Here is a 20,367-nt window from a genome sequence, read left to right on the forward strand (position 1 = left end):
CTTGAATGGCGGGACTGTTGCGCATGCGGCTCTCATCTCGTGCGCCGCATGCTTTGTCATGGGCTGTGGGCCGACCGAGCGGGTTCGCCAAGCGGTTGGCGGAATCATCCGAGTGAACGACGGGGCGGAACTGGCAACGGTATCGGGCCAGATTCGGTTCTTTCCAACCGATGGGAACGCCGGTCCAGCCGTTTCAACGTCCGTGGTGGATGGCCGGTACCAGTTTTCGGTAGCCAATGGTCCGCCGCCGGGTACCTATCGCGTGCAGTTTTTAACGACGAACGAACCGGCGACCACGGCCGAACCGGCGGACACTCCGCAAAGCAAAGGCGATCTGTTGACCCGGCCTTCCGCACCGCCGATCGTCGGCAGTTCAACGGCAATGGGTACCGCAACGACCTACGAAACACGTCTCGAGATTTCCGATATCCAGGCGTCCGACCTGGATATTGCCTTTTCCAGCGAGATGCGAAAAGGGTGACCGTGCGTTTTGGCGATGCCCAAACGTGTGATTCTGGATTCGTGGCAGCCGCTTCTTTGACGACGGGTGACGGTTGGCTTTAAGATACAAGCCGAAGTTGCTGAATGCCCCCGCCCCGCGATGTCCGTATCTGACGTATTGTCCATGTTCGAGTTCTCACCTTCCGCGCGACGTGGATTCACATTGATTGAATTGCTGGTCGTGATCGCGATCATCGGAATCCTGGTCGGGTTGCTGTTGCCTGCTGTCCAAGCTGCGCGCGAAGCTGCTCGCCGCATGACGTGTTCCAACAATTCCAAACAGTACGCGTTGGCGATCCACAATTACCACGCCGCGTTCAATTCATTCCCCACTGGGTCACGCCGATCGTCACCGTTTGGGTTTTGGTGGGGCATGGCGGCCGAGTCGTTGCCGTTCATGGAAGAGTCACAGCGTTTCGAAACGATCAACTTTGGCGCCGGACACTGCGGCCAGTTTCTTAGAGATGTCCAATCGCTTGGTGCGGCGGACCCATCGACGTCGCCGATCCATACGCTGCTTTGTCCCAGCGATTTTCGTGGCGGCGAGAAGCTGTTGAGCGGTCCCAACGGTCCGCTGCCTCAGTCGGGCGATGTGGGTTACGTCCATCCGATCAACTATCTCGGGATGGCGGGAAACCTAGATGCGAATATCGAGAACACGTTCCAGGCGTGCGGAGGAATCCGTGACGGCGACGGTCTGTTCTACACCGACCAAGCGAGAAGGTTTCGTGACGTTCTGGATGGAACGGCGCAAACGATTTTGTTCGGTGAGCGGTCGATTCCGGAAGACTTGGGTTGGGGCTGGCCGATGTGCGGTGGCGACGAGTGCGAACACTACATCACCGCAACGGCCGGTCTGTACATGGGCAACCACGATCCGCGCGAGTACTACCAACACCTGCAACACTACTGGAGTTGGCATTTCGGTGGCTGTCACTTGACGATGGCCGACGGCAGCGTCCACTTCACGACGTATAGCTTGGACTACGAAACCTACACGGAACTCTCAACGCGAGCCGGCCACGAAGTCATTCCGGCGGACGACTGGGGAACGTAGTTCCGATTTTATGATTGACGGCGATCGTGCGCGGGCATAAGCTGCACGAACCCAGACAGACTGTCTGCCTTGGTTCGTGCGTCCGGAGCTTACGATGGAAAACTTAACGCCCGCGGAGCTTTCGCTGCTTCGTGAATTGTGGAAGCGCGAGTCGGCGTCGATTCGTGATTTGTCCGAAGCGATTTATGCAAGCAGCACGGATTCGAAAACCGCTGCGGTTTCAAAATTGTTGCAGCGGATGACGGCGAAGGGATTTGTGGTTTGCCGGCGCGACGATCGACCTCACCTCTATGTGGCGGCGATGAGCGAGCAGGAATACGTGCAGCGGCAATTGCAAGGACTCGCCGACCAACACTGCGACGGCAAGTTGGCACCGTTGGCAACGACCCTGGTGCAAACCAAAGGTTTCAATCAACGCCAGCGTCGGCAACTTCGCGACTTGATCCATCGACTCTGGCCCGACGAGGCCGACGAAGGCAAGGGAGGAGACAACGATGATTGATTGCGTCATTTCGAATGCGATCATCGCGTCCCTGATTGCCGCGGTGGCTTGGTTCGGTAGCCGAATCTACCAACGGCCTGCACTGTGGCATGTGATTTGGTTGATCGCCATGGTGAAGTTATTCGTGCCGCCGGTTTGGCCGGTCCCGGTTGCGTCGGTGGGCGACAAATTGGTGGGCACATCGCTATCGCGAGCCTCTCAAGCCACCACCGAATTCCGACCGATTGACTTGCCGATCGCGTCCCGTTCGTCGGTGGATCCAATTGCAAACGCAAACGCGTCCTTGGCAACCAACATCGATTCGGCGGATCATTCGCCGGCGTACCAGCGATTGCGAGATACGTTGCCGGTGTGGTCTTGGCTATCCTTCATCGCGATCGTTTGGGTAGTCGGGGCAGCGTTTGTCCTGGTTAAATCGCTATTAGAAATTCTTCGTTTTCATGGGTTGGTCAGCAGCGCGAGCGTCGCCGACGAGGCGACCGGCGCGATGCTGGTTTCGGCCGCCGCGATGCTTGGGAAAGCGACGCGGGTTCCAAGTGTTCCAAGTGTTCGAATGATCGATCGGGCGATCCCGCCCCTGCTATGGCCGATCGGTTCGGTGCCACCGATCGTGTTACCGACGTCATGGTGGGACACGACGACGGATCAAGAACGCCGGACCGTTTTGATGCATGAATTGGTCCATTGGCGTCGTGGCGATCATTGGGTCCGTTTGTTGCACTGGTTGGCAAACATCACGTTCTGGTGGCATCCGCTGGTCTGGATCGCTCGCGGCGAACTGCATCGCTTGGAAGAACACTGTTGCGATGCCGAGGTGATGCACCGACTGCCCAATAGTGGTCGCGCCTATGCATCGGCGCTATTGTCGGCTTCCCAGTGGCTGACCCATCAAAGCGAATCAAACTCGTCGCGTTGTCACCCGTCTCGGTTGGCGATGCCCATGTCGGACCTTACCCATTTCCAATCGTTTTACCGGAGAATTGAAATGTTACCAACCCTTCGCCACTCGCCGTGGACGCGTCGCCGAATTTATACGGTTTTACTTGCGGCTGTGATGCCGCTTGCGATCAGCCTAAGCGTGAATGCTCAAACGTCCGAAAACGAATCCAAGTCCGCAACGCTCGCCGGACAAGTCAGCGACCTGGACGGAAAACCGATCGCTGATGCCAAGGTGCGAGTGGTGATTCCGGCCGCTGATTTGCGAGTCGATGCCATTGCTGCGGGCGATCATCGGGAATTTTGGGGGACAACCGACGGCAAAGGAAACTACTCGATCGACGTCGACGGAATCGACGAACCGTCGTCGGCGTCGGTCGACGTTCTTCATCCCGGCCACCGCCGATTGGTGGGCACGTTGATGCTAGGCGGCGATCCTAACGAAGTTACATTGAAGCCGGGCGAAAAAGTTGCGTTCGATGCAAAGCTTCCCGAGTCCCTTTACTTTGCCGGTCGTTTGGTTGACGAAGCGAACGAGCCCATCCAAGGTGCCATGGTATTCTCGTCGTTGCGTGATCAGGGTGCCAGCTATGGCATCGAACATTCGATGACCGATTCTGAGGGGCGATTTTCGGTGTACTGCTATTCGCAAAGCTACTTTCACGATCAGCCGGGCCAGAAAGGCCCAATGGGTACGGCAAGAGTCTGGGTCCAACACGATCGCTTCATGGATGCGGAGTTTGAGAAACTAGAAGACGTTGAATCGGGCAAACGTGACGAGTTGGTCGTCGTGCTGAAGAGCGGTTTTTCGATCGGAGGAACGGTCATGGACGCCGACGGATCGCCCGCCGCCGACTACGAAATTTCACTCTCTCAGCCGGGGCAACGCAAAGCCGTTCGCACCGACAACAAAGGCAAATTTCGATTCGATGGGGTTCAAGGTGGCGAGTCGACGATTCGCGTGGTGAACGTAGCAAAGTCGCGGAAAGCAATCGAGAAAATTGACGTCGATTCGCCGAACTTGGAAATGGAAGTGAAGCTGCAAGTGATCGCATCGCCGGTCACGACAACCCACTCGATCCTGGGGATGACGTTGGCGGACGTGACGTCTGAATTGGATCAGGCGTACGACCTTGACGCCGATCGCATCAAAGGTGTGATGATCGTGGATCCGGGGAATGAGTTTGAAAGTTTGGAGATCGGGGAACTACGGGCTGGATTCGTTATCTGGATGGTGGGCAATGATCGCGTCGCCAACTTCGACGAGATGCTTCGCCAGCTCGTTAAAGAAGCCAAAACACCGACCGTTCCCCAAGGGGCTCAAGGCAACACGTCGGCAATTCCCCTCAAGGACGGTGGCGCGATGGTCCGCGTCGTCTACGCCTACAACACGGTCGATAGTCGAGGCACCAACACCCAGTACATGAAGCTGACCGCAGATCAAATCGCCGAACTCGAAAAATTGGTGCCGCCGGCAGAGTAGCGGTGCCGCAGCCGGTCGCCGAACAAATGGCAACTAGCAAAGGGATCTCGTAAAAGGAAATCTTGAGAATCCGAGGGGAAATTGACCTTTCAACGATCTATGTTCCCAGGAAATCCTATTGCGTTCGTGACTTAAATGATGGACTGCGACCATACATTGCTTTCCGTCGCGGTATATTGGGTGTGACGGGATTTCCGTCACGGATCCTCGCCGCCCCGCCATCAAGACGCAATGTCCATGAATGCTGTTCCCGCTTTGTCGATCGAAGAAGAAGCTTTGGTGGTTAGTCAGATTCGGGAGGGGCGCGATCGGATCAACGCCGAACTTTCGAAAGTCATCGTGGGCCAGGAAGACGTTATCGAACAGTTGTTGATCTGTTTGTTTGCCGGCGGACATTGCTTGATTACCGGGGCTCCGGGGTTGGCGAAGACCTTGTTGGTTCGAAGCGTCGCCCAGATTTTCCACCTGAACTTTCAGCGCATCCAGTTCACGCCGGACTTGATGCCCGCGGACATCACCGGCACCGAGATCCTGGAACAAGACGAAACCGGACGGCGCAGTCTCGAATTCGTGCCCGGTCCGATCTTTGCCAATGTGGTTCTGGCCGACGAGATCAATCGTACTCCCCCGAAGACGCAAGCCGCTTTGTTGGAAGCGATGCAGGAGCACCAGGTCACCGCGGCGGGCCGTCGCTATCCATTGGAAGAACCGTTCTTCGTTTTGGCGACCCAGAATCCGATCGAGATGGAAGGTACCTATCCGTTACCGGAAGCCCAACTTGACCGATTTTTGTTCAACGTGCTGATTGACTATTTGCCACCCGCCGACGAACTGGCGGTCGTGCTTCGGACGACTTCGGAAAAGCCCGCACCCATCGAAGCAATATTCACGGGTGAAGATGTCATGCGGTTCCACCAGGCAGTTCGGCGCGTTCCCATCGCCGATGAAGTTGCCCAGTACGCCGTTCGTTTGGTGGGCGCAACCCGTCCAGGCCGCGATGGGACGCCTGGGTTCATCAACGATTGGGTTTCTTGGGGCGCGGGTTTACGAGCGGCCCAAACTCTGGTGCTAGGCGGAAAAGCCCGCGCGTTGCTTGCCGGTCGTGCGCACGTCAACTTGGACGACATGGTGTCGCTTGCCCATCCGGCACTGCGTCACCGGGTCTTGCTGAGTTATCGCGCCGAAGCGGAAGGCGTGACAATCGAAGACGTCATCGGTCGACTGATCGCTGAGACGCCGAAATCGGTGAAGTCGTGAACACGGCGATCACCGCGGCAGCAGACCCTTCGGCGCTGATGCGTATCAAGAGCTTGCAACTCCGTGCCAAGGCCGTTGTCGAAGGATTCTACAATGGCTTGCACCGCAGTCCGTTCCACGGTTTCTCGGTCGAGTTCAACGAATATCGCCCCTATACGACGGGCGACGATTTGCGAGCACTCGATTGGAAACTGTATGCGAGAACCGATCGCTATTACATCAAAAAATTCGAAGATGAAACCACCCGGCGATGCTACTTGGTCGTCGACCAGAGTCGTTCGATGGGTTTCGGGTCACTTGAGTACACGAAACTGGAATACGCTCAGACGCTCGCCGCAACCCTTGCTCACTATTTGACGCTGCAGCGTGACAGTGTCGGATTGTTGACGTTTGATGAAACGATCGGCGATTTCTTGAGTGCTCGAAATCGCCCTGGCCATTTACGCAGCATCCTGGTTGCGCTTTCTCGCCCGGTCGCCGGCAAAGGCACCGACATCGACGCGCCGCTTCGTCAATTGGCCGCGTTGGTCCGCCGACGCGGATTGATGGTTTTGATCAGCGATCTGCTGACGCCTGTTGAGACACTGCAAACGAACCTCGCTTACTTAAGATCGCGAGGTCACGAAGTCGTGATCCTGCGTGTGCTGGATCCGAGTGAACAAGAGTTGAATCTCAAAGCGCCGGGCATGATCGTGGACATGGAATCGGGAAAGGAGATCTATCTTGATCCCGATGCGGCCCGAGCGAGTTACCGCGAAAAGTTCAAGCGGCACCAACAGCAATTGAAGACGATCGCATCATCGTTGGGTGTCGAAGTCTTCGACATGCCGACTGATCAACCGATCGAATCGGCGCTGTTTCACGTCATCAGTGTCCAGAAGCGGCGTGCAGCCGGTGTGAATCGCGCCGGCATGATTGCCGGTACCGCGGCCAAATCACCGGTGACCCGATCGGCGGTGTCGCGATGAGTCTTTTGGCACCTCTGTTTTTTGCTGGCGCGCTGGCCGTCGGATTGCCGATCCTGTTCCACTTGATCCGCCGGCGTCCGAAGAGCGAAGTGCAGTTCAGTTCGCTGATGTTTCTTGACCCTACGCCGCCGAGACTTACCCGCCGCAGCCGACTGGATCATCTGCCATTGCTGATCATCCGATCGCTCGCGTTGATTCTGCTGGCCGCCGCTTTCGCTCGGCCGTTCTTTCGCAGTGTCGACCTGGCCGACAACGGGCCGCCGCCGCGCAGGATCGTTGTTCTGCTTGACACCAGCGCAAGCATGCAACGCAGCGGAATGTGGACGCAAGCGAGACAACACGTCAACGAAGTGTTGGAGGGTGTCGAGGGCCAAGATCGGATTGCTCTGATGACGTTCGATCGCAGACCGACCGTCCGCGTCCGCTTTGATCAGTCCGCCAAGCTGGATGTGGCCGCGCGGCGGCAATTGGTCCAATCTTCCCTGACCGATCTGCGCCCGACTTGGTTCCAGACCGACATGGCATCCGCGCTTTCCGTCGCCGCCGATGTCGCCGTTGCCGAAAACGACGCCGAGTCACCGCAAGATAAAAGTGATCCCGGCTCCATTCCGCCCGTCACGATCGGCGATGCGACAGTCATCTTGGTTTCGGATATGCAATCGGGAAGCAGTATCGAGAAACTGCAATCGTTCGCTTGGCCCGATGGGGTTCGTGTCGAAGTGAGGCGCGTGCTGGCGGAGCAACCCAGCAATGCGGTTGCCCTCTTGATGGAGCCCGCCACAGGCGACGCAAGCGAAGCAGTCACGAACGATGCGACGAATTCGGGTCGTCCTCGCGTTCGAGTTCGCATTTCAAACTCGATCCAAAGCAGCGTCGATTCGTTTTTGATCGGTTGGAATGCCGACGTACCTGTCCAGGTTCCACCAGGGCAAACCCGCGTGGTTCAAATTGACGCACCCGACCCGTCGACAAAGTCCCTGAAGCTATCGGGCGATCAATGCGACTTTGACAATTTTCGGTACATCAGTATCGATCCTCCGATGACCCAAACGATCGCGTTCATGGGTAAAGAAGCTGCGGAGGCTCGGTCCAGCTTGCTGTATTACCTGAAGCGTGCTCCGCTCAACAATCCGTCTCGCACGGTGTCGGTCGAAACGCTTGCCATTGTCGCCGAAGTCGCCGAGCTTGATCCGCTTCGTACTCCTTTGTTGGTCCTGGCCCAACCGATCGATTCCGATTTCGCGATTGCCTTGAAAGCGTATGCAAACCGGGGCGGTCAAATTCTGGTCGTTATGGATGACGCGAAATCGATCGATGGAATGGCGGCAACTCTTTCGACAATCAGCGGCGACTCGCTTTCCATCTCCGAGGCCGAAGTTCGCGATTACCAAATGTTTGGACGAATCGATTTTTCAGACCCGGCATTTCGGTCGATGGCAGATCCCCAATTCAATGATTTTACGAAAATTCGATTCTGGACTCATCGCAGAGTCAGCGGATTGTCTCCGTCTTGGTCGATCGGGGCAACGTTCGATAACGGCGACCCCGCGATCGCGCGTCTGCAAGTCGGCAAGGGCAGCATCACGTTGCTTTCGTTCGGGTGGCAGCCCGAATCGAGCGAACTGGCTTTGTCGACAAAGTTTGTCCCTATGGTTTCGGGGTGGATGGGCCGCAACGACAATTCCATCCGATCGTTCGGATACACCATTGGCCAACCCATTCCGATTGCCCCGTCACCGACTGCGACAATCAGCACCCCCAGTGGTCAAGTCGTCGCGTACAAGACTCAATCCGATCTGGATATCATCGAAGAGCCGGGAATCTATGCGTGGTCGGACGGGACCGTTTCTCAGCGAATTGCCATGAACGTTGCCGAATCGGAAAGCCAAATCGATCCGATCGGCGACGAAGTGCTCGAACAGTTCGGCGTCGTTCTCTCTCGCGAAGTCGACACGGTGCAGGCGGATGCATCGGAGCGTCAAATGCGAGACTTGGAACTCGAGGGTCGTCAAAATCTTTGGCGATGGATGATCGTAGCGGCGCTTGGCTTGCTTGGGGTGGAAACATGGTGGGGCGGGCGACTGAGTCGTCGCGCTGGCTCGGCAGTCGCCGACGGCGGACTGGCAAACTAAATCGATGACAAGGAAATTCCAAAGATGAATGAATCACTGTTGCATCGAATGCGTCCCGTGACCCGACGTCTACGTTTGATGCGTTTTTGGCAAGTCTGGGCGGTGTTCGCCGTCGTTGCGGTCGCGGTCGCTTGGTGGCTGAAGAGTCGCGCGGGTTCCGGTGTCATCGACGGTTACGGCGCTGCGTTAACGCTTGCTTCCATTGCGTTCGGCTGCGCCGTAGCGGTCGCGATTGGGTGTGCGCTGATGTATCGCGATCCACGCATGGTCGCTCGTCGTATCGAAGAAAAGTTTCCGGCACTGGATCAACGGCTATTGACGGCCCTCAGCCAGCGTGATGACCAACTCGGTTTTTTGCAACAACGTGTCGTCAGAGAAGCCCGTGACCACTCGCGATCCAATGCATGGATCGACGCGGTTTCGGCGAAACAGTTTTGGCTCAGCCGACTGTCCGGCTTGGCAGCAACGGCGCTGTTGGTCGCGGGGATCGTTTCGCTTTCGGTAACGACACCCAAAGCCCAAGGTCGTGCGCTGCCGGCGATAGACCCGGGCGCCGAACCCGTGGTGTTGCCTGGCAACGTTGAAATCGAAAAGGGAACCAGTTTTGTAGTCACTACTCGGTTCGCGGGTGGCGGCGTTGATCGTGGCGAGCTGATTGTCGAAGACGCATCGGGAACCGAGCGAACGTTGCCCATGACACAGAGTTTGGACGACCCGGTCCTAGCGGCGTTTGTCGCCTCGGTTCAAGATCCGCTGCAGTACCGCGTTACGGCAAGATCGTGGTCGAGCGAATCCTATCGCGTCGACGTTTTCGAATATCCCGAAATGAAACGGGCCGATGCCAGTCTTGAGTATCCAAGCTATACATCGCTGGTACCGAAGCGGATCGAAAATACGGTTCGCGTGTCGGCCGTTGTGGGTACCCAGCTGACTTGGCAAATCATGCTGAATAAACCCGTCGTGACGGCAGTGCTGGTCGACGAGGACGGACTGCGATTGCCGCTAGCCTTTGCGAATCCAGAAGCTTCGGTTGGCGAAGTTGCATTACTCGTTCAGCAGAGTCAACGATTCACTTTGGAACTGGTTGACGACGCCGGTCGCAAGAACAAGTATCCGCCAACTCTGGTCGTGCGAGCGTTGGCCAATGAACCCCCAAAGTTGAAGGTCACGCCCGCCAAAGATTCGGAAGTTTCGGCGTTGGAAGAGTTTCCGTTGTTGTTGAATGTTGTCGATGATTTTGGAGTCAGCGAAGTCGGCTTGGTCTACTCGCTCAGCGGCGGGCAACCCACCGAGATCACACTGCGCCGCGATATACAACGCGGCGAGAAGGTGACCCTTGAGCAAATGCTGGCCTTGGAAGATCTGAACGCCCAACCGGACCAATTGCTGGCCTATCACTTCTTTGCTACGGACGTCGACGCGGATGGAAATGCGAGACGTACCGATAGCGACATGTACTTTGCCGAGGTAAGGCCGTTCGATCAAATTTTCCGCCAAGGCGACCCGCCGCCCAGTGGACCACCGTCGCCGCCGAGTCCTTCTGCCGCACAAGCCGATGAGCTTGCCGAACTGCAGAAAGAGATCATCAGCGCGACGTGGCGTGTGATTCGCGACCAACGATCGTTGGGCAAGAACGACACCTTCAACACGTCCGTCGACCTGTTGGCCGAGTCACAGCAGGAGGCTCTCGCGAAATTGGAAGAGTTGGCAAGCGAATTGAGCGATCCTCGTTCGCAGGCATTCGTGGATGCCGTGCGATCGTCGATGACTTCGGCGGCCGAAGCGATCGAGGCTTCGCGGGCCGACGCAAAGGGTGGGAAGTTGAGCAAGGCTGTGCCGCATGAACAGGCCGCCTATGGTGGACTGTTGAAGTTGCGAGCTCGTGAGTTCGAAGTCGCCAAGGCTCAGCAGAAGCCAAGTCAGGGACAATCAAGCGCCGCACAGAAGAAGCGTCAGCAACAGTTGGACGACCTAGAACTTGAACAAGATGAAAATCGATACGAAACGCAAAGTCAAGCCGAACCCAGCTCGCAAGAGGAGGCTGCGCAGCAGGAAGTGCGACAGTTGCTGAGCATGTTGCGTGACCTTGCTCGTCGCCAAGAGGACCTCAACGAGGAACTTGCCCAATTGCAATCTGCACTCGAGCAAGCCGAGACGGAAGAAGAACGCAAAGCGATCGAAAGACAACTGCAGCGATTGCGAGACCAGCAAGAAGATCTGTTGCGTGAAACGGATGAGCTAGCCGAGCGGATGAACGATTCGTCGAATGAAGCATCCAACGCCGACGCACAAGAACAACTCCAAGACACTCGCCAAGACGTTCAGGAAGCTGCCAAAGCGTTGGAGGAAAAGGACGTTGCAACGGCGCTTGCATCTGGCAAGCGTGCTGAGCGGCAGTTTGAAGACATGCGAGACGACTTCCGCAAAGAGGCCGCGGGACAGTTCAATGACGCAATGCGGCAAATGCGCAGCGAAGCTCAAACGTTGGACGAAAAACAACAGGAACTGGTTGAGAAGTTGGCGGATGTGCCGTCCGCCGACGAGTCACCGGGGTTGCGTCCCGAAGAATCGAGACCGGATGTCGAATCGGAAATGGAAGAGCAACGCGAAGCGATTGACGACTTGCTGAATCAAATGCAGGAAACGGTTGCCGAAGCGGAAGAAGCCGAACCCCTGTTGGCTCAAAAGCTTTACGATTCCTACCGTTCGACGCGCCAACGAGGCGTCGACCAGGCAATGTCCCAAGCCGTCGAGTTGACGCGCCGCGGAATGAAACTGGAAGCGGAAGAGGTCATCGAGAAAGCATCGGAAGGTGTCAGTCAGCTTCGAAAGGACTTAGAAGACGCGGCGGAGTCGGTTTTGGGCGACGAATCGAAAGCATTGGAACGAGCGCTCGGCGAACTCGATCGACTGGATGAACAGTTGACTCGCGAGATCGACCAGAACCAGTCGTCGAATGAACCGCAAAGCGAAGCAGACTCTGGTGCAACGCCCGGCCAGGGATCGACTTCCGAAGAAGATGCGAAGGATCCAGGTAACAGCGAGGCTGGTCAACCGAGCCAAGGATCTAGACGGCCGCAGCAGCAAGGATCTGGGAAAGGCGAGTCGCCGGCTGAATCGGAATCGGAAGGCAGTCCAGAATCCAGCGGGCTGCCTTCGTCGCAAGCTTCGCCAGAACAGCGAGACGCCGGTGGCAAGCGGTCGGCTTCAGCGCAACAATCCGAGGGCGGCGGCCCGATGCAAGCGTTTGAGCGCGGCGGACCCAATGCTGCTCCGTTGACCGGCGAAGGGTTTCGCGAGTGGTCGGACTCACTTCGCGAGGTCGAAGAGATGGTTGACGATCCAGAATTACGATCACAGGCGGCGCGGATTCGCGATCGGGCTCGACAAATTCGCATCGACTTCAAACGCCACTCCAAGGAACCTGAATGGAACTTGGTCGAGGAAATGATCGCGACACCGCTGCGAGAATTGAAACGCAACGTCTCGGAGGAGTTTGTACGTCGTTCGGCGGAAAGAAATGCGGCCGTGCCGATCGATCGTGACCCGGTTCCGCCACAATTCGATAATGCCGTTCGCCAATATTACGAACGACTTGGGAGCGGTCAGTGAATTTTGATTCCTTGGTTTGGGGCGAACCCACTTGGGCCTGGCCGGCCGTCGCCATCGCCGTGGTTCTGACCGTTTTGGTTTTGTTGAACTATGCGCGTTCCGATGCGCCGCATTGGGTTCGGGTTTTGTCGACGTTGCTGAAGCTAGCGGCAATCGTTTTGTTGGCCGTGTGTTTGGTCGAACCGATGCGACGCGGGACTCGTCCGCGTCCGCAGGCGAACCTGTTGCCAATCTTGGTGGATTCAAGCCAAAGCATGCAGGTCAAGTCGCCCGGTGAATCAACGAGTCGCTTCGATGATGTGATGGGACACCTTGATGACGAAGCCCTCTGGCTTTCGCGAGTCTCTCAATCGTTCGATGTGCGGCGGTACCGCTTCGATCGCCGCTTGGAAAACGTTACGGATTTCGAATCGATCAAGGCTGACGGAAACGCATCGTCGATCGCCACGGCGCTGCGGTCGGTTGGTGAACGGTTTGAGGGGCGTCCCATCGGTGGCGTGATGCTGTTTTCTGACGGCAACCTCACCGACGGTGACTCGATCGTCGCCAAGGATTGGGCTGAACTCGGTTTTCCGGTCTTTCCCGTGGTGTCGAATCGGGTTAGCAATCTGAAGGACCTGCGTATTGTCGATGTCAGTGTGCGGCAAACGGATTTCGAATCCGCACCGACGACCGTTGTCGTTCGCGTCGATGCGGTGGGGTTCAAGAACCAGAAAGCTTCGGTCGTGTTGACCGATGCCAACGGCACTCTGGTCGAAGAGCAATCGATCGCAGTCGGTGGCGACAATGAGTCCGCGCAAGTCGAAGCGAGATTTCGATTTCGCCCTGAAAAGTCGGGCGTGACGTTCTATACCGCAACCGTTTCGATCGAATCGGATCGCGAAGCCATGAAAGAACGGGATTTGACAGCAGCGGTTTCGAAGTCTGGCGAATCCACGTTGGTCAACAATCGTCGCGTCGTGACAATCGATCGTGATTCAGGACCGTATCGGGTGCTTTATGTTGCCGGGCGTCCGAACTGGGAATTCAAGTTTCTGCGGCGAGCCTTGGAAGCGGATGCGGAGATTCAGTTGGTCGGTCTCCTTCGCATCGCCGACAAGGAACCTAAGTTCAGCTTCCGCGATCGAGGAGTCAGTGGCACCAACCCTTTGTTTGCTGGTTTGGGAAAAGATGAAGAAGAAATCGCTTCCCAGTACGACGAGCCGGTGATCCTGCGTTTCGGCGTGAAAGAATCGGAAGAGCTTAGCGATGGGTTTCCAAAATCCGACGAGGAACTCTTCGCATATCACGCCGTGATTCTTGACGACTTGGAACCGAGTTTTTTCACACAGGACCAGATGCTCCGCTTGCGGCGTTTCGTTGCCGCGCGGGGCGGAGGGCTCATGTTGCTGGGGGGCCAAGAGTCGTTCGCTGCAGATTCTTTTGCTGATAGCGCGTTAGAGGAGTTGTCTCCCGTTTACGCGGCTCGCGGATCCGCGCGAACGGCCAGCACTGACCCGCCATCGGGGAAAGTCGCTTTGACACGTGAAGGCATGCTGCAACCGTGGATCCGATTGCGTGATACCGAAGACGCAGAAGCGATTCGTCTTCGGCAAATGCCAAGTTTTTTGACGATCAATGCAGTCGGCGACGTCAAACCGGGGGCGTCGAGCTTGGCAACGTTGCAGTCAAGTCCGAACCAGACAGATCGTTCGTCGAAAACCGCCATTGCGACCCAGCGATTCGGCAAGGGCCGCACCGCAGCCGTCGCGGTCGGTGATCTTTGGCGATGGTCGATGCGACGGGAAGCCGGCGAACGGTCCTTTGAACGAGGTCGGGGGACGCTTACGGCGGCAAAGTCGAACGATCGTGACGATCCCGGTCAAATGTGGCGCCAAATGATGCATTGGTTGGTTGGCGAAGTGCCCCAACGCGTAAAACTATCCGTCGATCCAACATCGGATCCGAACGGATCAACATCGATCACGGTCGACGTTCGCGACGAAGCGTTTTTGCCCCTGGACAACGCATCGGTCGAAATTGTTGTGAATCCGGTCGGCGGCGAAGAGATGAAATTGACCGCAGAACCCGATCGTTCGGTCGCCGGTTTGTACCGCGCCGATTTTTGGCCCCGCCGCGCAGGCGGGCACGCGGTCTCGGTGGTTGTGAAAGCCGCCGACGGCAGCGACGTGGGCACGGATGCTTCGGGTTGGACTTCTGAGATCGGATCGGCCGAGTATTCCAGTCTTCAACTCAATCGCGAATTACTTGAAGCAATTGCGGATCAAACGGGCGGCAAAGTCATCGATCAAGAAGCGCTCGAGGCGTTCGCCGACGATCTACCCAATCGAAAGGTTCCAGTCACTGAAAACTGGGTCTATCCACTTTGGCATCGTGGTTGGGTGATGATGGCCGTGATGGCGTGTCTGTGCGGCGAATGGGGATTACGACGATGGAAGGGGCAAGCATGATCGGTCGGCTTGGTACGTTGCTTGTCGTCGTGGTTTTTGCGTTTGTTCAATTTCGCACCGCGAGAGCAGATACCGATAACGGCAATGCGCCGGAAATTGTGGTCGTCATTGGCGCGTCGGGGAACGATGAGTATGCAAAGGACTTCCTAGAATGGGTCGAGGACTGGAAACGTGTTGCGATTGTATCGAATGCGAAATTGACGACGATCGGTCACGACGATGACAGAGATTCGAAAGCCCAGCTTCAGCAATGGTTGACCGAACGATCCGCAGAATCAGAAGCGCCACTTTGGATGGTGATGATCGGCCATGGAACATTCGCAAACGATTTGGCGAAGTTCAATTTGAATGGCCCGGATGTAACGAGCGCCGAACTTGCCGGATGGTTGAACTCGATTGATCGGCCGTTAGTTGTCGTCAATTGCGCCTCGGCGAGCGGTCCGTTTGTCAATCGTCTCTCGGCGCCGAACCGCATTGTGGTTACCGCGACCAAAAGTGGTAGTGAGCAGAATTTTGCTCGTTTCGGAAAATACTTTGCTGCAGCGGTGGCTTCGCCGGATACTGACTTGGATCACGACGATGAGGTGTCCGTACAAGAAGCTTTCTTAAAAGCCAGCGATGAGGTCAAGCGTTTTTACGATAGTGAATCGCGGATCGCGACCGAGCACGCGTTGGTCGACGACAACGGTGACGGAAAAGGAACGCCGGCAAAGATGTTTCGCGGTATCCGACCGATCGCAAACGCGAAGGATGGATCGGCGATTGACGGGGTCAATGCGATGCGAATGACGCTTAGCCCTTCCGGAGAACGATTGCAATTGACGGTGGATGAATCGAATCGGCGGGACGAAATCGAAACGGAACTTGATCGATTGCGACTTGAAAAATCAAAGTTCAGTGATGAAGACTACTTTAGCGCGATCGAACCGTGGATGATCGAGCTTGCGAGAATTTATCGCGACGCGGAACAGCGCCGCGTCAAATGAATTTTGTATTCGTTCAGCGATAGCGGCTCGATCAACATACGGTTGGTCCGGTTTTGACTGGTGCTCTTTGCATGACGTTTAGGTCCGTCCACGACCGCGCGTTCCGAGTGTGATCATTGAGCGTGTCGATCGCAGTGTGACGTGCCGTTGCACTTTATTCGCGTTACCGCCATGTCGGCGACGATGAGTCCAGTGTTCGACAGTGATCGGATTGTCCTCCAACAATCAGAACCACCCTCCGCAATCTGGGTTCTGCTATCCGAGAGTCCGAGCACCGCTGCAAATTGGTCCTGACCCAATGAACCCTGAAGACCTCCTCAATCTTCAGGTTGTTCGCATTTGCAGCGCTGCTCGGCTCTCGTTTTGGCGTTTCCGGGTTTCGTCGGTTCACGACACGTCGGATTCCTCTGCACCGATCCTCCCCTTGCTTTCTAAGAGGGCATCCATGGCCAAAAAAGATACGTTTCGCATTGTCACGCGCGGTAGTGACGGCTCACTACTGATTCGCGATTACCCGTCGATTGATCCCATTTTGAACGCGAACATTCAAATCGGAAGCGACGATTGCAGCACCGACCTTGAACTTCGCGGACTGCCCGTGTTTCGCGGTTTGATCGGTCCGATGCCGGAAGGCAAAAACATCGTTCGCTACGAATCACCCGAAGTCTTCGAAACGTTGACCAAAGAATGGGGCAACGCAAAGCCGCGTCGTCGCACTCGTCGCTCCGCAGCAACGATCGCGGCCGAAGCGGCCGAGGCAGCCGAGGCAGCCGAAGCCACCATCGCGTAGCGTTGTCAAGCGTTCGATGTAGAGTCGTTTCTTGCTTGTAGCGATCTATCAGGCACGAGCATCGTCAAGACTTCACGCTTCCCTAACCGGAGGCGTGGAGTTTGGCGATTTATACGTGTCGCATCTACCCATCACGCCGGTCGTCATCCGTTGCACCACCGGTTGTTTTTCGGTGAATCCACCGATGACTGGTGGCACGATAGACGGCTTGATCACCCATTTGATCCCGCAATTGGTCGACGACTTTGTCAACTTCGCGCTGACTGGTTTCGCCTTCGGACAGATCGAACAGTGACATTTGTTGCGGTGCGTTCTTCTCGGTCAACGAACCCACCGAGACTCCGATCAAACGCACCGGTCGCGGTTCTCGGACGCGCATTTCCGTCAACATTGCTTCGCTGACGCGATAGATTTCGGCCGTGGCATGCGTGGGCCGGTCGAGCGTCCGTGATTTTGCGAACGTTTGAAAGTCATCACGGCGGTACTTGATCGAAACCGTTCGTGTGTGTCGGCCGTTTCTTCGCAACCGTCGGCCGACCTGCTCGGCCAAGTAGCTGACGACCGCGCGCAGCATCGTTTCGTCCGTCAAATCTTCGTTGAACGTTCGTTCGTGACTGATCTGCTTTGCGTTTCGATCGGGAACCACGCGTCGTTCGTCGATTCCATTGGCCAGCTTCCAAAGGTGTTCGCCCCAGCTGCCAAGCGCACGCCGAAGCGAATCGACGTCTCGCACACGGACTTCACCGATTTGATTCAGCCCCATGCGTTGCAGTTTTTCTTGCCCGACGCGTCCGACACCCCACAATCGGGAAACCGGCAACGGATCAAGAAAACGAATCACATCGGCCGACGAGACTTCCACAAATCCGTCTGGCTTATTTAGATCGCTGGCGATCTTGGCGACAAACTTAAGCGGAGCCACACCGACACTCGCCGTCAGCCCCAGCTCGACACGAATCTCTTCCTTGATGCGTCGACCGATCGATGCGGCCGGTCCAAACAATCGCTCGCTGCCACTGACGTCTAAGAAGGCTTCGTCCAATGACAAAGGCTGCACGATAGGTGTGTACCGATGGAAGATTGCTCGCACTTGGCGACCCACGTCGGCATAGTGGTCGATGCGACCTTTTACGAAAACGGCATCTGGACACAACTGTGCCGCGCGCCGGCCCGGCATTGCGCTGTGGATCCCGAATCGCCGGGCTTCGTAGCTGGCCGCCGCAACGACGCCACGTCCGGTCGATCCACCCACGACCACCGGCCGACCACGTAATTCCGGCCGATCGCGTTGTTCGATCGCCGCGTAAAACGCATCCATATCGATATGCAATAACATCGATTTACGGTGCTCGTTGGTTTCGGGTTCGCCGCGCGTTGGAGCACGTCTAGCTGGTCAACAGTCGCAAAGTCTCGGTGACGTCACTCATGTCGTCTTGCACGCACCACGGTGACGCGGATTCCAGTTCGGCGCGGGTTTGGCCACCGGTGCAAACAGCAACGACCTTCGCACCAATCGCGTGTCCGCAACGTATGTCTGCGACGGTGTCGCCGACAACAATCAAATCGTCGGCGGCTGTTGATCCGTAGCGTTGCACCAATTCGGTCGCCGTTCGGCGAGCCAAGTGGTCACGGTGGGAGTCGTGGTCGCCGCCAAAAATTCCGCGAAAAAAGCCGCCGAGTTGAAAGTGATCCAGTTTTACCTGGCCGGTTCTTTGGAAATTGCCGGTCATCACGTACGGGCGGATGTCGGAATTCTGAGCGAGTTCGTTCATCAGCCCAAGGACGCCGGGCATCAATTCGCCGCCGACTCTGTGGAGCGTTTCGGGAAAGAGTTCGACGTAGCGATTTCGCAGGTGATCGCGATTCTCGGCGGTATCGTCGATGGCATTGATCGTTAGCAATTCGGTAAGAATCGATCGATCGGTCCGTCCGCCAAAAGAAATGTCGATATTGGGATCTGGTAGACCAAAGACTTCCAACATGGATTGCCGGAGCGTCGTGGCTCCACCGCTGTTGGTCATCAGCAGGGTGCCGTCGATATCGAAAAGGATCGTTCTCATGCACCAATCGTAAGCAGTGGCGAAGGGTTTTGGCGAGTGCATTGCGTTTAGGGTGCTTCGGCGCCGTTAACGCCAAGGTTATGATGCGGTTGAAGCTAAAAACACGGATTCCACTCGAAGTCTGCAATGTCCTCAACCATGACCGACGCCGCACCGACCAAATCGGCCACCCCCGGTGACCGCGTCGATAAAAGCAATCCTCGTGTCCGCGAGATGTTCCGGCAAATCGCGCCACATTACGACAAGATGAATCACTTGTTGTCGCTGAACGTCGATAAGTACTGGCGATCCCAGGCGGTACGGCGTCTGCGGATTTTTCCGAATCACCCGATCTTGGATACCTGTACCGGCACGGGCGACTTAGCGATCGCAATTTCAGCAAAAGCCGATCCGACGGTGGATGTCGTCGGAAGCGATTTTTGCCACGCGATGCTCGAGATCGCACGTGATAAACGGGACCCGGGCAAGCCTTCGTCGCGGATCAGCTTCTTGGAAGCCGATTCCCAGACACTGCCGTTCGCCGATGATACTTTTCAATGCGTGACCGTCGCTTTCGGACTGCGAAATGTTGCTGACACCGATCGCGGGCTGCTAGAAATGACGCGAGTCTGTTTGCCGGGCGGGCAACTGATGGTGTTGGAGTTTTCCCAGCCGCGTATGATCGGCTTGAAGCAGGCGTATGGATTTTATTTTCGGAACGTTCTGCCTCGGATCGGTCAATGGTTTGCTCGAAACGACAAGTCGGCCTACGAGTACCTACCCGAATCGGTCGGTCAGTTCCCCGATGGGCAAGCAATGGCGGATCGGATGACAGCCGCCGGTTTGATCGATGTTCGCTTCACGCCCCTTACGTTTGGCGTCGCGACAATCTATGAAGGAACCAAGCCCGGCATTCTGCCGTCACAGGGACTAGCATGAGCGATAGAAAGTTGCCGATTGTGATTGCCATCACGGGTGCAAGCGGCGCCATCTACGCGGCACGGTTGATGCAGGTGCTTTGCCAAACGGACCAAGAAATCCATTTGACGATCAGCCCCAGTGGTGCTGCGGTGATTGCGCAAGAGTTGGACCTGCGATTAGATATCCGTCGGCCCAATCTGGAATCGCTTGTCGGCTACGTCGCCCCGTGGACTACATCACAGGCGATCAAAGAGAACGCCTCGCGAGCCGCGGAGTTGGTCAACGACCAGATTCATTTTCACCAATACGACGATTACATGACACCGATTGCGAGCGGTTCCTTTCGCACGCGGGCGATGGTCATCTGTCCCTGCAGCGGAAGTACTTTGTCAGGTATCGCTCGAGCGGCGGCGTCCAACTTGATCCAACGTGCTGCTGAAGTCCACTTGAAAGAACATCGTAAGCTGGTAATTGTGCCGCGAGAAACGCCCATGAGTGTGCTGCAAATCGAGAACATGCATCGATTGGCGCAAGCCGGCGCAGTTCTGCTGCCGGCCATGCCGGGTTGGTATCACGGCGTCGATTCCATTGACAGCCTGGTTGATTTTGTCGTCGCCAGGATCCTGGATCAATTGGACGTCGACAATACGCTAATGAAACGTTGGGGCGAGGCCTGATCACGCGAGGCCTGATCACGCGAGGCCTGATCACGCGAGGCCTGATCACGCGAGTC

The 20,367-nt window shown here is 56.6% G+C and carries 15 protein-coding genes; 13 read left to right on the forward strand and 2 right to left on the reverse strand.

The window, feature by feature from the left end:
• Position 1 precedes the first annotated feature (1 nt).
• From Poly51_RS22640 to Poly51_RS22690, 11 genes are all read left to right on the forward strand, one after another.
• The gene (locus Poly51_RS22640) at positions 2 to 481 is read left to right on the forward strand and encodes a hypothetical protein (protein WP_146460373.1); all 480 of its coding nucleotides are present in this window, start codon (positions 2 to 4) and stop codon (positions 479 to 481) included.
• Between the two features lie 120 nt (positions 482 to 601).
• The gene (locus Poly51_RS22645) at positions 602 to 1,558 is read left to right on the forward strand and encodes a DUF1559 domain-containing protein (protein ID WP_146460720.1); all 957 of its coding nucleotides are present in this window, start codon (positions 602 to 604) and stop codon (positions 1,556 to 1,558) included.
• A 94-nt stretch (positions 1,559 to 1,652) separates the two neighbouring features.
• Positions 1,653 to 2,060 carry a BlaI/MecI/CopY family transcriptional regulator gene (locus Poly51_RS22650; RefSeq protein ID WP_146460375.1) on the forward strand — a complete coding sequence of 136 codons (408 nt, stop codon included), beginning with the start codon at positions 1,653 to 1,655 and terminating at the stop codon, positions 2,058 to 2,060.
• A complete protein-coding gene (locus tag Poly51_RS22655; protein ID WP_146460376.1) occupies positions 2,053 to 4,479 on the forward strand; it encodes a M56 family metallopeptidase in 2,427 nt (808 codons plus the stop codon). The genes Poly51_RS22650 and Poly51_RS22655 overlap by 8 nt, the downstream gene beginning before the upstream one ends.
• Positions 4,480 to 4,716: 237 nt before the next feature.
• Positions 4,717 to 5,736 carry an AAA family ATPase gene (locus Poly51_RS22660; RefSeq protein WP_186775731.1) on the forward strand — a complete coding sequence of 340 codons (1,020 nt, stop codon included), beginning with the start codon at positions 4,717 to 4,719 and terminating at the stop codon, positions 5,734 to 5,736.
• Positions 5,733 to 6,704, forward strand: coding sequence for a DUF58 domain-containing protein (locus tag Poly51_RS22665; protein WP_390621800.1), 972 nt, complete (start codon positions 5,733 to 5,735; stop codon positions 6,702 to 6,704). The genes Poly51_RS22660 and Poly51_RS22665 overlap by 4 nt, the downstream gene beginning before the upstream one ends.
• Positions 6,701 to 8,836, forward strand: a complete 2,136-nt coding sequence (locus Poly51_RS22670; RefSeq protein ID WP_146460378.1) for a BatA domain-containing protein — start codon at positions 6,701 to 6,703, stop codon at positions 8,834 to 8,836. The genes Poly51_RS22665 and Poly51_RS22670 overlap by 4 nt, the downstream gene beginning before the upstream one ends.
• A gap of 24 nt (positions 8,837 to 8,860) precedes the next feature.
• Positions 8,861 to 12,448, forward strand: coding sequence for a hypothetical protein (locus tag Poly51_RS22675; protein WP_146460379.1), 3,588 nt, complete (start codon positions 8,861 to 8,863; stop codon positions 12,446 to 12,448).
• Positions 12,445 to 14,898 (forward strand): hypothetical protein, encoded by a 2,454-nt coding sequence (locus Poly51_RS22680; RefSeq protein WP_246114696.1) that lies wholly within the window; start codon positions 12,445 to 12,447, stop codon positions 14,896 to 14,898. Before Poly51_RS22675 ends, Poly51_RS22680 begins: the two co-directional genes overlap by 4 nt.
• Positions 14,895 to 15,884 (forward strand): hypothetical protein, encoded by a 990-nt coding sequence (locus Poly51_RS22685; protein WP_146460382.1) that lies wholly within the window; start codon positions 14,895 to 14,897, stop codon positions 15,882 to 15,884. The genes Poly51_RS22680 and Poly51_RS22685 overlap by 4 nt, the downstream gene beginning before the upstream one ends.
• Positions 15,885 to 16,329: 445 nt before the next feature.
• Positions 16,330 to 16,674 (forward strand): hypothetical protein, encoded by a 345-nt coding sequence (locus tag Poly51_RS22690; RefSeq protein WP_146460384.1) that lies wholly within the window; start codon positions 16,330 to 16,332, stop codon positions 16,672 to 16,674.
• Between the two features lie 124 nt (positions 16,675 to 16,798).
• On the opposite strand, the gene Poly51_RS22695 is transcribed toward Poly51_RS22690, so the two are convergent.
• Both Poly51_RS22695 and Poly51_RS22700 read right to left on the reverse strand, forming a co-directional pair.
• The gene (locus tag Poly51_RS22695) at positions 16,799 to 18,010 is read right to left on the reverse strand and encodes a DNA polymerase IV (RefSeq protein ID WP_146460385.1); all 1,212 of its coding nucleotides are present in this window, start codon (positions 18,008 to 18,010) and stop codon (positions 16,799 to 16,801) included.
• A 49-nt stretch (positions 18,011 to 18,059) separates the two neighbouring features.
• Positions 18,060 to 18,734 (reverse strand): HAD family hydrolase, encoded by a 675-nt coding sequence (locus Poly51_RS22700; protein ID WP_186775733.1) that lies wholly within the window; start codon positions 18,732 to 18,734, stop codon positions 18,060 to 18,062.
• 126 nt (positions 18,735 to 18,860) lie between these two features.
• On the opposite strand from Poly51_RS22700, the gene ubiE reads away from it, so the two are divergent.
• Complete coding sequence (gene ubiE / locus Poly51_RS22705; RefSeq protein ID WP_146460389.1) at positions 18,861 to 19,652, forward strand: bifunctional demethylmenaquinone methyltransferase/2-methoxy-6-polyprenyl-1,4-benzoquinol methylase UbiE; 792 nt, start codon at positions 18,861 to 18,863, stop codon at positions 19,650 to 19,652.
• Positions 19,649 to 20,311: a UbiX family flavin prenyltransferase gene (locus Poly51_RS22710; RefSeq protein ID WP_146460391.1), complete on the forward strand. Its 663-nt coding sequence runs from the start codon at positions 19,649 to 19,651 to the stop codon at positions 20,309 to 20,311. The genes ubiE and Poly51_RS22710 overlap by 4 nt, the downstream gene beginning before the upstream one ends.
• The last annotated feature ends 56 nt before the right edge of the window (positions 20,312 to 20,367 follow it).

Origin of the sequence: Rubripirellula tenax (genome assembly GCF_007860125.1) — a bacterium.
GTDB classification, from domain to species: domain Bacteria; phylum Planctomycetota; class Planctomycetia; order Pirellulales; family Pirellulaceae; genus Rubripirellula; species Rubripirellula tenax.